Consider the following 14,461-nt stretch of genomic DNA (forward strand, 5'->3'; position numbering starts at 1 on the left):
CTGCGCGCGCAAACCTTCATATTGTATACAAAATATCAAATGCGTTTGGCGCCTCCCAATTTGTTTCAACAATAGCGCCCCAATAACGGCCAAGATGGAAGCGATAACTATGTTCAAAGCGAGTGAAGTGCTGGCAGGCCGCTACGATTCTGCCAATCTCGACGAACTGTTCAAAGCAGTCAGCGACAACTACATTGTCGATGAAGAACAATACTTGTCAGAGCTGATCAAACTAGTTCCCTCAAGTGATGAAGCCATAGAGCGCGTCACTCGTCGTGCCCACGAACTGGTCAATAAGGTTCGTCAATTCGATAAAAAAGGTTTGATGGTCGGCATAGATGCCTTCCTGCAACAGTACAGCTTAGAAACACAGGAAGGCATTATCCTGATGTGTTTAGCCGAAGCTTTACTACGAATTCCCGATGCGGCCACTGCCGATGCGCTGATTGAAGATAAGCTTTCAGGTGCTAAGTGGGATGAGCACATGAGCAAGAGTGACTCAGTGCTGGTTAACGCATCGACCTGGGGCTTAATGCTCACAGGTAAAATCGTTAAACTTGATAAAAAACTCGATGGTACCCCAAGCAACTTGCTGAGCCGCTTAGTGAATCGCCTCGGTGAACCCGTGATCCGTCAAGCCATGATGGCAGCGATGAAGATCATGGGTAAGCAGTTCGTACTGGGCCGCAACATGAAAGAAGCCCTAAAGAACAGTGAAGACAAACGTAAGTTAGGTTATACCCATTCCTACGACATGCTGGGCGAAGCGGCGTTAACGCGCAAAGATGCCGAGAAATACTATACCGATTACGCCAATGCGATAACTGAGCTTGGTGCTCAAAGCTATAACGAAAATGAATCACCGCGGCCAACAATCTCCATCAAGCTATCGGCATTGCACCCACGTTACGAAGTGGCCAATGAAGACCGCGTCTTGACTGAACTGTACGACACTGTGATTCGCCTGATTAAGCTGGCACGTGGCTTAAATATTGGTATCTCTATCGATGCTGAAGAAGTCGATCGCCTCGAGTTATCACTAAAACTGTTCCAAAAATTGTTTAATGCAGAGGCAACTAAAGGCTGGGGATTACTCGGCATAGTCGTACAAGCCTACTCTAAGCGTGCCCTGCCCGTACTGGTTTGGTTAACGCGTCTAGCGAAAGAACAAGGGGATGAAATCCCAGTGCGTCTGGTAAAAGGTGCCTATTGGGATAGCGAACTTAAGTGGGCGCAACAAGCTGGCGAAGCCGCTTATCCACTCTACACTCGCAAAGCCGGTACTGACGTTTCTTACCTCGCCTGTGCCCGTTACTTGTTATCGGATGCGACTCGCGGTGCTATCTACCCACAATTTGCTAGCCACAATGCGCAAACCGTGGCGGCAATTTCCGATATGGCGGGCGATCGTAACCATGAGTTCCAACGCTTACACGGCATGGGACAAGAGCTGTACGACACGATTTTGGCTGAAGCCGGAGCTAAAGCGGTACGTATTTATGCGCCTATCGGTGCGCATAAAGATCTACTGCCCTATTTAGTCCGTCGTCTGCTGGAAAACGGCGCGAATACTTCGTTCGTCCACAAACTGGTGGATCCTAAAACCCCCATCGAGTCATTAGTGGTACATCCGCTAACAACGCTGACGGGCTATAAAACCCTGGCTAACAACAGAATCGTTTTACCTGCCGATATTTTCGGTAGCGATCGCAAAAATTCCAAGGGACTCAATATGAACATCATTTCCGAATCTGAGCCATTTTTCGCGGCACTAGAACAGTTTAAAAATACCCAATGGCAAGCGGGCCCTCTGGTTAACGGTAAAACCTTAACTGGCGAACATAAAACGATTGTTAGCCCATACGACACAACCCAAACCGTAGGTCAAGTCGCCTTCGCCGACAAAGCTGCAATCGAAGCAGCCGTCGCGTCTGCTGAAGCAGCATTTGCCTCTTGGGCACGCACACCAGTGGAAACCCGTGCATCTGCACTGCAAAAATTGGCCGATTTATTAGAAGAAAACCGCGAAGAATTGATCGCCCTGTGCACCCGTGAAGCGGGCAAGAGCATTCAAGACGGTATCGACGAAGTACGTGAAGCTGTTGATTTCTGTCGTTACTACGCTGTACAAGCTAAGAAAATGATGGCGAAGCCTGAACTGCTTCCTGGCCCAACGGGAGAGCTGAACGAACTGTTCCTCCAAGGCCGCGGCGTATTCGTGTGTATCAGCCCATGGAACTTCCCATTGGCCATCTTCCTCGGTCAAGTCTCTGCGGCATTAGCGGCGGGTAACACTGTTATCGCGAAACCTGCGGAGCAAACCTCGATTATTGGTTATCGTGCAGTACAACTTGCTCACCAAGCGGGTATTCCTGTCGAGGTGCTGCAATTCCTACCCGGTACGGGTGCGACTGTGGGTAGCGCAATTACGGCCGATGAACGTATCGGCGGCGTATGCTTTACCGGTTCAACTGGCACAGCAAAACTGATTAACCGTACACTGGCCAACCGTGATGGCGCGATTATTCCGTTGATTGCCGAAACTGGCGGTCAAAATGCCATGGTAGTGGACTCAACCTCGCAACCTGAGCAAGTGGTTAACGATGTGGTTTCATCGTCATTCACCAGCGCAGGCCAACGCTGCTCCGCACTGCGCGTGCTCTTCCTCCAAGAAGACATCGCCGATCGCGTGATCGAAGTCCTGCAAGGCGCCATGGATGAATTGGTGATTGGCAACCCAAGTTCAATCAAAACCGACGTAGGCCCAGTGATTGACGCCACCGCCAAAGCTAACTTAGATGCCCACATCGACCATATCAAGCAAGTCGGTAAGCTTATCAAGCAAATGCCACTGCCCGCTGGTACTGAGAATGGTCACTTTTTGTCGCCAACCGCCGTTGAAATCGATTCAATTAAAGTGCTTGAGAAAGAACACTTTGGCCCAATCCTGCATGTGATCCGTTATAAAGCGGCAGATCTTGGCAAAGTGATCGATGAAATCAACAGCACGGGCTTTGGCTTAACCTTAGGTATCCATAGCCGTAACGAAGGCCATGCCTTGGAAGTTGCCGACAAAGTGAACGTGGGTAACGTCTACATTAACCGTAACCAAATCGGTGCTGTGGTGGGCGTACAGCCTTTCGGCGGTCAAGGTCTGTCAGGCACAGGTCCTAAAGCCGGTGGCCCACACTACTTAACCCGTTTTGTGACTGAAAAGACTCGCACCAACAACATCACCGCCATAGGTGGTAATGCGACCCTACTGTCACTCGGTGATAGCGAAGAATAAGTACACTGAACTTGCTTTAGAATATCGCGATGCATCTTTAGCCATCGCGATAACAATAAAAAAGCCAGACTGAGTCTGGCTTTTTTATTAGAGTCTAAAACGGTACTTATCTATGACGTAACAACTTAATTAAAATCCCAGTCATTACATATCCGTCATTAATACGGGTTGACCAAAACCTTTAAGTTCAGCATGGGAGGACTCAAAATACTGCTGCCAAAACTGTTTCAACGGCAACATTACTTGACCGCCTCTAAATCCTTTTGATGTAGCAGGAACCCAACCCGCACCTAATACGTAAATATCTGCCTGCTTAAAATCACTCAGCATGTTCGCTTTTTGTATTTTTAGCATTTCTTGCTCAGGTTCGATAACTTTTAAGGTGTTTTTACTGTAAAAGCTGGTCACATCTGAATTTTCAACCATATCGGACACAAGTAACAATACTCGGCGTCCTTCGGTATCGGCAGCCACTTGCGGCGCAATAACCTGAGATAAATTACTGAGGATTTCAGTTTTAGGCAAATCCACATCATTAGGTTTAAAAGCATGTTTTATATGGGCATCAATTTTACTTCTAACGAACTGAGCCTGCTTATTCATGCAATTATCAAAAGCCATTAGATTTTTCTTCGATACGTCATCCCTGTCAGCAATATCAGTATCCAGCCTGCCACTAAACAAAACATCGGTATAAAAATCTTTTACATAAGCACTAAAGCTAATGATAGTGATTTTATCCCCAGCTTGTAGGAAGAGATGCACTTTCTCATGAACTAACTGTTTAATATTTATGTCCGGAGAAAAAGTACCATCGATCGCCACAAACAAATGTCGGCCAGAAACTGTCTTTGCTGTTAGTGGATCAATTTTGGCAAACTCGTAGCAACTTTTAATATCATTTCTCTCAGCGGCCATCGCAGGCAAACACATAGAAATAGCTAAAGTGCCAAACAAGCCAGTAACCACCAACTTAGCAAGCTTTGTCATTCCTGTCATGAACTTAACTCTCCAAGTATCTCTTTGCGTAAACGATCGCGCATCTGTTCTTCCGTTTCAACAACCTTTTTTTGCTGAGTTATTTCAGCAAGCAGCTCTTGTCGAATACGTTGTTCAGCTTGTTCTGGCGTTTCGGCCTCTGCAGCTTTTTTAGCATTCGCTTCAGCAACAAGCTCGGCTTTCAATCTTGCTTCCATCGCCTCTGGTGCTTCGGAAGTTTCTACCTCAACAACATGAGACGTTGCCACCACAGCGGCACTTTTCATCGCCTGATGGCTGGCTAATGTTTGATGCTCACGTAAACGTACCGATTGATCATATCGATTTTCGGCATTACCTAAATCTTCCATATACATCAAGAATGAACGCTCACCACAGGCCTCTAACACCTCTAGCACCTTAGGATCTTGGCAATTAGTTTCGGCTTTTTGATTCATTCTTTGCTGCAAGTTAGTTAGGCGCTTCTGGGCCACGCGCGCGACTTGCTGCTTTAAACGAGAATAATGCGTCTTAAACTCACGCTCACTTTTAAAGTTGCCAATTTCTTTGCGCGCATCTTTAGAATGTTTGCCAGCAAATCCGGTTTTAAAACCAATCAAAATACCGAAAATCTGTAATAGGATGAATAAGAAAGCAAGAAAAATAAAAGTTCCCCAACCGCCTTTCTGTTCACGATCCCACACATCATCCTTTGCTTTATCACCTGCACTTTTAGACTCATCGAGTAAGAGTGCTGGAGGTGCTTCAGCATAGGGGTCTTGTTCTTGATACAATCCACTCGTTTGCTGAATATTGACTTCATCAATATGCATTTTTTCAAGCACTTGACCACGCACATAGGTTGCCAATACTGCAATCACTAGGATCGCAATAGCTGTGACCGTGGTGATAAAATAACGGGGCTTAACCTCTGCGTTAGTAGAGATCCGATTAATGAGTTGCTTATATTGAGGCTCATTATCATCCTCAAAGGTTTTATCTAAATTAATGCGAGTATTAGGTGCCAGTTCTGGCGTCGATTTGTCGCGGTTTTTAGCATTTTTCCACCAGACCTTGGCCTTTTTAATGAGCGAGTTAGCATGCAGCTCATGTCCAGTAAAGTGAGTTAAACCTACCAGTAAAACCGAGATGATGAAGGCGATACCCACAGCACCTTGCTGCTGTAGTTTTTCCGATGCTCCGGGAATCGTGAAACCTGAAAGAACGTAACTAAATCCCATTGCTTCAACAAACACTAAGGCGGCAATCAATATCCACCCCAAAATATGTAAGTTGTTACGACCATTTTCAGTCACTTTACCTAAATAGTCTTGGCTTTTACTGAAAAGCTCCTCGTCCTTATTCACTTTCTCATAATGAGCGGCAAAATCAGTACACAGTGCGACTTCAGTATTCAACCAATCCTTATCGTAAATCTTAACTTGGGTTTCATAATCTTTCGCTAAGCGACTCTCCTTACCGATTACCGGAAAGGCATACCATGTATTAAGCCACCAGAAACTGACCTTATCCCACCAAACCGTAATAATGACCACTAATACCATCAACGAAAGTAACAGCGACACTAACGTGCGATACTCATTAAATAACATAGACACAAAATCCATTTACCGCTCCTAAGCACATTGCTTATAACAATTTGGGTTCAAAATCGGCTTCATAAACCGTTTTATTCTTCTCGTAGTACAACTTGCCAGCAATCGCGGTCGCTGAACGATCGATTGGCATCACCACATCCATACAGCGCACAGGAGAGTCTTTTTCCGTTGTAAAAACACGATATAACAAGCCTTTATCACCATAATAAGTCTCTACATGGCTCGTAAGCTGATAATTTGGATCATCTTTACTTGAACCTTTGTAATTCTTCCAAATATTCACTTTAGGCGCAGAAACAGCCGTGCCACTGTCCTTAATCACAGCAACAGGGGTCAAACCAATATAATGGCCATTCACTTTATAACCCCAAGCAGTACCATTCATACCCGGTAAATAATCTGCTGTGTTGTAATCCTTACGATTATAGCTCTCACCTGTGGCTAAACTCTTCACGTCCCCCGTGACTCTCGGTCCCTCAACGGCGCAATTTAGGCTAGAGACTTCAGATGCATACGCCTTGCTAAATAATGCAAAACCGCTCTCTTTTTTAGCACCCACTAACTGGGTAAAGTTTGTCGATGGGTCGAGCATTTTCTTACCACCAAAATCTACCAAGGCTTTTTGCAGTTTCACTGGCTCAAGTAACTTGACGATTTCCGACTCCGTCATTTGTATTTGAGCTGGTTCAAGGCGAGAAGTGCTCGGTTTAGTTGGCTGAGTTGTAGGCTGCTTTTCCACTTGATTAGTAGGCTTGGCTGCTGCCACTTTATCCTGCGATCGGCGGGATAAATAACTCAAATTTGCCTTCTGTTTGTATGAATAAGCCAGTAATTGATCCGGTTTACCGTCAATTTCAATAATTTCTACTCGACGATTTTTTGCTTTGCCAGCGTCATCACTATTAGCTGCAACAGGCTGTGACTCCCCTGCACCTTGGAAGAATAATCGCTCAGTCGGAATGCCAGCTTGATTAAAGAGGGTTGCCACATAACGCGCTCTCGCTTCGCTAAGCTCTTGATTTAACGATTCAGCACCACTGGCATCTGTATGACCTGTAATCAAAATGTTTTGTTTAGAGTCTTTATAGATAGCGGCGAGTTTTTGAAATTTTTGTTTAGCTTGTGGCGTCGCCTCTGAAGCTCCAGAAGCAAACATCACTTCACTATTACTCGAAACTGTCGCAGCCATACCCACAACTTGATAATTAGCGTACTTTTCTGAATCTTCCTTCGACATGGTTTGTTCGGTTGAACTGATCAGTAAGCTACTTTGTTGTTCATCTGATGCTTTTGAAGCGCTGATTGAAGTAAATTGAATATCAAGATTTTCTGTTTTCGCTAACTGTTCTAATGCTTCGCGTTTTTGCTGAAAATCATAACCAACGGTACAACCAATCGCAGCACCAGCGGCACCGCCATAAAGCATACCTTCATTGCCACCTAAATAATTCCCAATCAGTACACCTAAACCAGTACCAATAGCACAACCAATAACAGTTTCTTTATTATCTTCAACAGATTGAGTGATGGCACAACTGCTAAGCGCTAATACGCCAGCAACTGCGAGCGATATGGATTTCAAATTTGACTTCATAGTCATCCCTAACTTTTTAAAAATTCAAAATTGAATTTTAGATGCAATAAATTAAGTTAAGGATTAGAAGGAATTAGCCCTAAAAAGTCAATCTAAAGTTGATACTGATGTAACCAAAATATTAATTAAGGCTGAAATTTGTGAGCAACTTTATATCGAAGATATTTAAGCGACTGACACAGGAGTTGTCATAAAACAGTTTTATCCTAATGTGAAATCACAATCACTATGCAAAAAAATCATTACTGGGAATCGTTTCTCAGTTGCACCAAATCTTTCATAGACCTCATAATCTGCACATGACTAATCTCTCTCTTTCTCCCCATATTACATTTTACTAAGGTGGCTATGACATTTTCGTTGTTAGATATTTCTGCATTGGTGTGGTTTATCGTTTCTTGGGCTGGCTACACCGCCTTTGCCCGTAGCAAGGCGAGAGATACAGACTGTATTGCCCGTGGTCTGCATAAGCATAGAATTTACTGGATGCTTGAGGTGATGACCCGCGGTGTGCGCGTGGGTGATGCGGCACTACTGGCCAACTTAGAACGCAATATTGCCTTTTTTGCCTCGACCACGCTGTTTGTGCTTGCGGGTGTACTGACCTTATTTGCGCAAGTTGAACGACTAGAAAGTGTTATTGCGACGATTCCCTTCGCTACGCCACCGAATCATGCGCTGGTGCAAGTCAAGTTAGCTCTGCTAGTCGGCATTTTTGTGATGGCCTTCTTCCAGTTTACTTGGTCAATGCGTCAATACGGCTTTGTGAACGTGATGATAGGCGCGGGTCCTCTGGACACCGATGGCTCAAATGACAATCTCAAAGCCTATGCAAGACAAATGGCGACAGTGCAAGATCAAGCGGCACACTCCTATAACTATGGTTTACGCGCCTATTACTTTTCAATGGCGGTATTGTGCTGGTTTGTACACCCGATACTCTTTATCTCGGCCAGCTTATTTGTGGTAGCAACCTTATATCGCCGCGAGTTCAAGTCCCGTGCCGTTCTGGCGATCACGGCAGCGAAAGGCCATCTCCAAATAGAGAGCCAAGTGCGAGAAACCGCCCGCAACCATAAAATAGAATCATAGCCTTGGCGGTTTAGGCCGCTGGCGTCATCTTGATTGGAATTATTGTTCTATACTCTTTGGGTCATGTTTCTATTGAATTACTGGGAGAGTGCCATGAGCGATAACTTATTAACCTTAGATGAAGTGTGCAAAATGCTAGATAAAACACCAGCGACCATCAAACGCTTCGCTCGGGAGAATTTACTCTCAAGTGTTCAAGATGGTGACGAATTAAAATTCCCTGAAGCGGAAGTTAAACGCTACCTCGCCTTTTCACAACGCTTAGGCTAAAACGCATCAAGTAACTCACGGCAAATAAAACTGAGTCATCAGTATTTAAGCCGTTTGAATTTGTAAAGGTGGCTTGAATTGAAATGTGATACTCGAATTTAAGTATGCTGCTTAAGTTTAAGTCGTCGATAGCAAGTTAAAACAGGCAGTGAATGCGATATGGACAGTGACGCTCAAAGGGATTTGAACTGAGCTATAGCGGTTTGTTTCGAAGGATTGGTTAGCCGAATTTAGCGGTGCAAGCCATTAAACTTAAGCTATGGAACTTTAAGCTATTAAACCTCAAGCTGTTAATCCAAAAAATTCAATCCATTACTTATTATTTAAAGCCTGCTGCAACTGCCGATAGGATAACCACTCCCGCTGCGTTTCACTTAAACCCAAATCGGCGGCGAGTTGTTGCAATTGCACTTCATATTTAGGCAATAGGGTTTCATCATTGGTCATAATCGCGAGTTCAGCAAAATCCCCTAAACCTTCGATATGATCGATTGTTAGATGAAATTCACCCAGAAAATAGATACTGCGGCGCTTTTTAATTTCCAGTACACACTCATAACCTAAGGTATGCAGCATACTTTTTGCTTTTGTTGCTTCAGTGATATTCACGGCTTCACAGCGGTCTTTTTCTGGCCCTTTCACTATCCACAGCATTATCCCCGATGGCTGCATCTCACGGATACACAAGCTCTTGTGCTCACCTTTAAGTGACTGTGATGGCAGATCAAAGTAACAGTCATGCTCAAGGTTATCTTCGAGCATGACCTCGGGATTTCTCATTTGTAAGGCAGCGAAAAAATCGTGGCGATCCAATAAGCGATATTTAAGCTCGACCTCAAACTTACCATTAAAATGAGCATTAATTTGTGGGGCTAATGCTTCTGGCATCGCAGGGTTCATAGATTCATATCCGCTTTTAATGAGTAAAATATATCGCTATTTATAATATTGAGCGCCAACATCTTAATTCCAAAAGATTAAATCCAAAACCTTAAGCGAGTCTTTGGTACAAGGCCTGATACTCCACACAGTCTTCAATTAAGCTCTGGTGAGTACCAGACGCAATAATCTTCCCCTGACCGAGTAGATGAATTTGATCCATCTTCGCCATAGCAGTTAAACGATGGCTAATCATAAGTAAGGTTTTATCCTGAGCAAATTCAAACAGTAAACTTAAAATTTCCCGCTCGGTGCGTTTATCTAGCCCTTCGGTTGGCTCATCTAGCAATAACAGCGGTGCATCACGCAGCAGCGCCCTAGCAACACCAATACGGCGCTGCTCGCCGCCCGAAAGCTGACGTCCACCTTCACCTATCCACATATCCAGCGGCTTATCACCCGTGAGTAAAGCGCCAAGCCCAACCCGCTGTAACACATCAATCAAGCGTGCGTCGTGGGCCGTGCGTTTCTCGCCCTCGATAACAGGTAAGGCTAATACTAAATTTTCCCGCAAAGTACCTGCAAACAAATAGATGCGTTGACTAATCACAGTAATCGCATCCCTAAGACCGCGCTCACTGTACTCTGAAAGTGCATGACCATCGAGCTTGATGTGCCCTTGCTGCGCTTGCCATTCTCGGGTAATCAGCGTCAATAAGCTCGACTTACCGCACCCCGTTGGTCCAAGTAACGCGACTTTTTGCCCAGCTTTTATCTCAAGGGACAAACCTTGCAGCACGTTTTGATCGTCTCGATAACCAAAGTGGATACCTTCAATCTGTAATGCGCCAGACTTTGCCCTCAAGCCAGTATCGACAGCAAATTGAATATCGGCCTTTTGTTCGGTGATTTCATTAATTCGCGTTGCGGCCAATACGCAACCTGACAAATGCTGAAACGCGCCCGCAATCGGCATCATCATCTCGACGCAGGCCATAGTCGCAAACACCATAAGTGCAAACATGGGCCCCGGCGGCACGGCATCACCCACACCTTGAGCGGCTAAATAAAGCATCATGATCAAGGCTGAGCCCGTGGAGAGGATCAACATGGCTTGGCTGAGAGCAGTGATATTGGCCATCGCGCTTTGGCTGCGAAAAAGTGCAATTTCAGCATCATTCAGTTTCTGCCTGAATCTGTTGTTCGCGCCAAATAGGCTAAGTTCGGCTTGGCCTTGCAACATATCGAGCAACTGCACCCGATAATGACGCTTGGTTTCGAGCATAGTCCGGCTTGGCGCGTGTCCAAGGCGATAAAATAGCAGTGGCATCACCAGCCAAACAGCGACTAAGAATAAGCAAAGACTGAGAGCAAGTTTGGCATCGAACCAAGCGAGGAATAGATACAAGAGCCCAGTCATCAGAAGGGATGCTGCCATAGGCGTGAGCAGTCGCAGGTAAAGATGATCTAGGGTATCGATATCGGCCACTAAGCGATTGAGCATGTCGCCACGGCGCAGCCCCTGCAGATTTTTAGCACTGAGCGGCAAGAGTTTACACCACGCCCAAACACGAAGTTCAGTCAGCAACTTAAAGGTCGCCTCATGGGTCGCTAAACGCTCGCCATAACGACTAGCGGTTCGGGCAATTGATAAGAAACGCACGCCGCCCGCAGGAGTGAAAAAGTTAAAGGACTGCGCCGTAACTATCGTCAAACCCGCGACAGCTGTAGCGGAAAGAAACCAGCCCGAAAGTGACAGTAAACCTATGCCGGCCATCAAAGTAATAATGGTCAGCAGCAAGCCCACGGACATCATCAGCCATTGACGCGAGAACAATCGAATAAAGGGGATCAGCACTTTCATTGGGCATCTCCTTTAGTAGACTCGGCTGCACTGTCGAGTGGAGCGTCACTATCAAGCTGCGTCTCACTGGCGCTTGCCAATAACGGTACAAGTTCAATATCAGCCACGGACTCAACATTTTCACGCAGTAAAGTTTGGAATAAGCCGTTTGTGTCAGACAAAGTGGTGTAATCGCCCCGCTGCACTATCAAGCCTTTATCGAGCACAAGAATAGTATCCATTTGATCTAACTGATCTAATCTGTGGGTCACCATAATGCACATCTTACCCGCCATGGCGCGATTCAGCGCAGAACTCACCGCCTGCTCACTCTGGCTATCTAAACTGGCTGTGGGTTCATCAAGAACAAACAAACTCGCCTGCTGCCCAAGCGCCCTTGCTAAGGCAATACGTTGAGCTTGGCCAACGGATAAACCGGAGGATTGTTCACCGACTGGGGCATCTAAACCCAATGGCTGCGCCTTAACAAAATCGCTGATATTGGCCTCAGCCAGTAAGTGCCACAGCGTATCGTCGGGCAGAGTTGGGTCGGCTAAGGCCACGTTATCCCGCACTGTGCCATGAAATAACTGCGGTTCCTGTCCAAGCCAAGCTAAGTGCTGTCGCCAATGGGCTAAGTCTAATGCGGATAACTCATGGCCATTAATCAACAAATGGCCCTTGTAGGGTAAAAATCCCAATAAGGCGTTGAGTAAACTGGTTTTACCCGCTCCACTCGGGCCAACTAAGGCTAAGCGTTCACCCTCTTTTAACTCAAAACTCAGCGGGCCAAGTAAACGCGTACCATCGACACTGAACACCTCAAGATTGTCGGCACTCAGCGTCTCTATGCTATTGATACGGACGTGGCCGACAAACTCAGGTTCCGGATGTTCGAGCAAGGTAATCAAGGCTTCTGCCGCGCCTATAGCCTGCGCCTTAGCATGGTAATGAGTCCCCATGTCGCGCAGCGGTTGATAAAACTCAGGAGCTAAAATCAGAATAAATAGCCCAGTAAATAGGCTGAAAGGAATACCACCCATGTCAGGATCTGTACTTGAGCTGATATTGGCATGGGCGCCATAGTAGCCAAAATCTAAGTGACCTAAGTAACTAAAACCAAAATAAACCGCCAAAACAGCAATCGATACCGCGGCAAAAAACTCTAAGACTGCTGAGCTTAAAAAGGCCATGCGTAGCACCGACATAGTGCGGCTACGAAACTCCTCCGAAGCAGTCGCGATCACCTTAAGCTCGGCATCACCACGGTGAAAAAGTTTCAACGTGCTTAAGCCTTTTAATCTATCCATAAAATGGCCGCTCAATCTTGCAAGCGCACTGAAGTTCTTGCGATTAGCATCGGCAGCGCCCATGCCAACTAAGATCATAAACATAGGGATTAACGGCGCTGTGAGTAACAGGATTAAGCCTGCCGCCCAGTTAATCGGGAATACCACCGCTAAAATGAGTACGGGAATAAAACCAGCAAGGCTGATTTGCGGAAGATATCTGGCATAAAAGTCTTGTAAATCTTCGACTTGCTCTAAGACTATGCTTGCCCAACTCCCTGCGGGTTTACCTTTAATAAATGCTGGACCTAGCTTAGTCAACTTGTCCATCACTGCCGCGCGAATATGGCCACGTAGACGCTTACCCGCCTCAAAACTGGCGCGTTCACGCCCATAAGCCAACAAGGCACGCAGTAACATCAAGGCAATTAGCGCAATAAAATGAGGTGTATAGGTATCAATATTCACGCTGGAACTGATCGTTTGGGCATTGTCAGTTAGCTGTATAACTTGCCCTATGATCACGCCATCCAGAATCGTCGCGATAATATAAGCCTGCGCCACCATAGCGACGGCGCTTATCATCCCAAGCCATAACGACAATTTAAGGAACAGGCCACAGGCTTTTTTCTGGGCTTTAAGCCAAACGAGAAGGGATTTTTCTAACGACTTATCCATGGTGCTCCAACAAGAAAACAATTAAGCGACTCGTAGCGGGGATCGACTATCGATAACAATTCAGTTTAAGGGGCTTGCAACAGCTAAAAAGTTCCGATAGGGACGCAGTATCGCAGGCATCTACAACAGATGAAACCCTATCACAGACTTTTGCTAGCGGACTCACAAAAACGAGCTAAAGATAAATAAATCTAGGAGTTAACGGAACTTTACCTAGTACTAGCCTGATTTTAAAAACTTAGGTAGCATGAAGCTCTTTGTATTGAATGTCCTCTATCTATGCCAAATAAAAATGCTGGTTTCACCCTGATTGAACTCGTTGTGGTTATTATTATTCTTGGCGTATTAGCCGTAGTAGCTGCACCTAAATTCATTAATTTACAATCAGATGCCTATAAGAGTCAGCTATCAGGTGCACTGGCTTCGATGAAATCCGCCGTCACTTTATTCAAATCAAAGTCGGAAATTGCTAACAGCGGCACCACGAATAGAGTCGTTTACGACGAAATCCGTGGCGAAAACTATCAGCCTTGGGCTGCCAGCACCAGCGGTATAACGCCAAGTACGGCTTACACGACTCCGCCAGAAATTTTTAAAGCGGCAGGGCTAAATGTGAATGAGTGGTCCTATCGAATTTACACCACCAACGGCACCTATGAAGTTATCGCCACACCAAAGCAAAAACTGAACCTTGCCACGCCCACAGAAGCGCAAGTCGAAGCGACAAATTGTTATATCGACTATAAATGGGAGACAACGGGCGTCCCCACTTATAAAAAAGTCGACACTGGTTGCTAGGCGACCTTAACGATAAAATATCTATAGAAAAAAAACAGCGAATTAACCTGATGTTATCTCGCTGTTTTATTTACGACCTAAACTCATTTTGTTGTTAATGCTTACGTTTACAATTAAGCATTTTTAAAGAGT

Annotated in this window: 10 protein-coding genes; 4 read left to right on the forward strand and 6 right to left on the reverse strand. The window is 45.5% G+C overall.

Annotated elements, in window-relative coordinates:
* Positions 1-94: 94 nt before the first annotated feature.
* Positions 95-3,289, forward strand: coding sequence for a bifunctional proline dehydrogenase/L-glutamate gamma-semialdehyde dehydrogenase PutA (gene putA / locus L5M40_RS04330; RefSeq protein ID WP_263256274.1), 3,195 nt, complete (start codon positions 95-97; stop codon positions 3,287-3,289).
* Positions 3,290-3,433: 144 nt separating this feature from the next.
* Here the strand turns inward: putA and L5M40_RS04335 are convergent, their stop codons facing one another.
* Genes L5M40_RS04335 through L5M40_RS04345 form a run of 3 tightly spaced genes read right to left on the reverse strand, consistent with a single transcriptional unit; the run spans position 3,434 to position 7,480 of the window.
* Positions 3,434-4,279, reverse strand: a complete 846-nt coding sequence (locus L5M40_RS04335; RefSeq protein WP_173496764.1) for a hypothetical protein — start codon at positions 4,277-4,279, stop codon at positions 3,434-3,436.
* A 5-nt stretch (positions 4,280-4,284) separates the two neighbouring features.
* On the reverse strand, positions 4,285-5,895 hold the full coding sequence (locus L5M40_RS04340) for a hypothetical protein (RefSeq protein ID WP_263175836.1): 1,611 nt from the start codon (positions 5,893-5,895) through the stop codon (positions 4,285-4,287).
* A gap of 22 nt (positions 5,896-5,917) precedes the next feature.
* A complete protein-coding gene (locus tag L5M40_RS04345) occupies positions 5,918-7,480 on the reverse strand; it encodes an OmpA family protein (protein ID WP_263175837.1) in 1,563 nt (520 codons plus the stop codon).
* Between the two features lie 348 nt (positions 7,481-7,828).
* Between L5M40_RS04345 and L5M40_RS04350 the strand changes: the two genes are divergently transcribed.
* Positions 7,829-8,572: a DUF599 domain-containing protein gene (locus L5M40_RS04350; RefSeq protein ID WP_131524297.1), complete on the forward strand. Its 744-nt coding sequence runs from the start codon at positions 7,829-7,831 to the stop codon at positions 8,570-8,572.
* A gap of 93 nt (positions 8,573-8,665) precedes the next feature.
* Complete coding sequence (locus tag L5M40_RS04355) at positions 8,666-8,842, forward strand: helix-turn-helix domain-containing protein (RefSeq protein ID WP_006082937.1); 177 nt, start codon at positions 8,666-8,668, stop codon at positions 8,840-8,842.
* A gap of 312 nt (positions 8,843-9,154) precedes the next feature.
* Here L5M40_RS04355 and cyaB read toward each other — a convergent pair whose 3' ends face one another.
* The 3 genes from cyaB to cydD form a co-directional block, all read right to left on the reverse strand.
* Complete coding sequence (gene cyaB / locus L5M40_RS04360) at positions 9,155-9,742, reverse strand: class IV adenylate cyclase (RefSeq protein ID WP_263175838.1); 588 nt, start codon at positions 9,740-9,742, stop codon at positions 9,155-9,157.
* 91 nt (positions 9,743-9,833) lie between these two features.
* Positions 9,834-11,585, reverse strand: a complete 1,752-nt coding sequence (gene cydC / locus L5M40_RS04365) for a heme ABC transporter ATP-binding protein/permease CydC (RefSeq protein ID WP_263175839.1) — start codon at positions 11,583-11,585, stop codon at positions 9,834-9,836.
* Positions 11,582-13,531 (reverse strand): heme ABC transporter permease/ATP-binding protein CydD, encoded by a 1,950-nt coding sequence (cydD, locus tag L5M40_RS04370; protein WP_263175840.1) that lies wholly within the window; start codon positions 13,529-13,531, stop codon positions 11,582-11,584. The genes cydC and cydD overlap by 4 nt, the downstream gene beginning before the upstream one ends.
* Positions 13,532-13,810: 279 nt before the next feature.
* Between cydD and L5M40_RS04375 the strand changes: the two genes are divergently transcribed.
* Positions 13,811-14,329, forward strand: a complete 519-nt coding sequence (locus L5M40_RS04375) for a type II secretion system protein (RefSeq protein ID WP_105251541.1) — start codon at positions 13,811-13,813, stop codon at positions 14,327-14,329.
* Positions 14,330-14,461 lie beyond the last annotated feature (132 nt).

The organism is Shewanella sp. SM68, assembly GCF_025653925.1.
Taxonomy (GTDB): Bacteria; Pseudomonadota; Gammaproteobacteria; order Enterobacterales; family Shewanellaceae; genus Shewanella; species Shewanella oncorhynchi.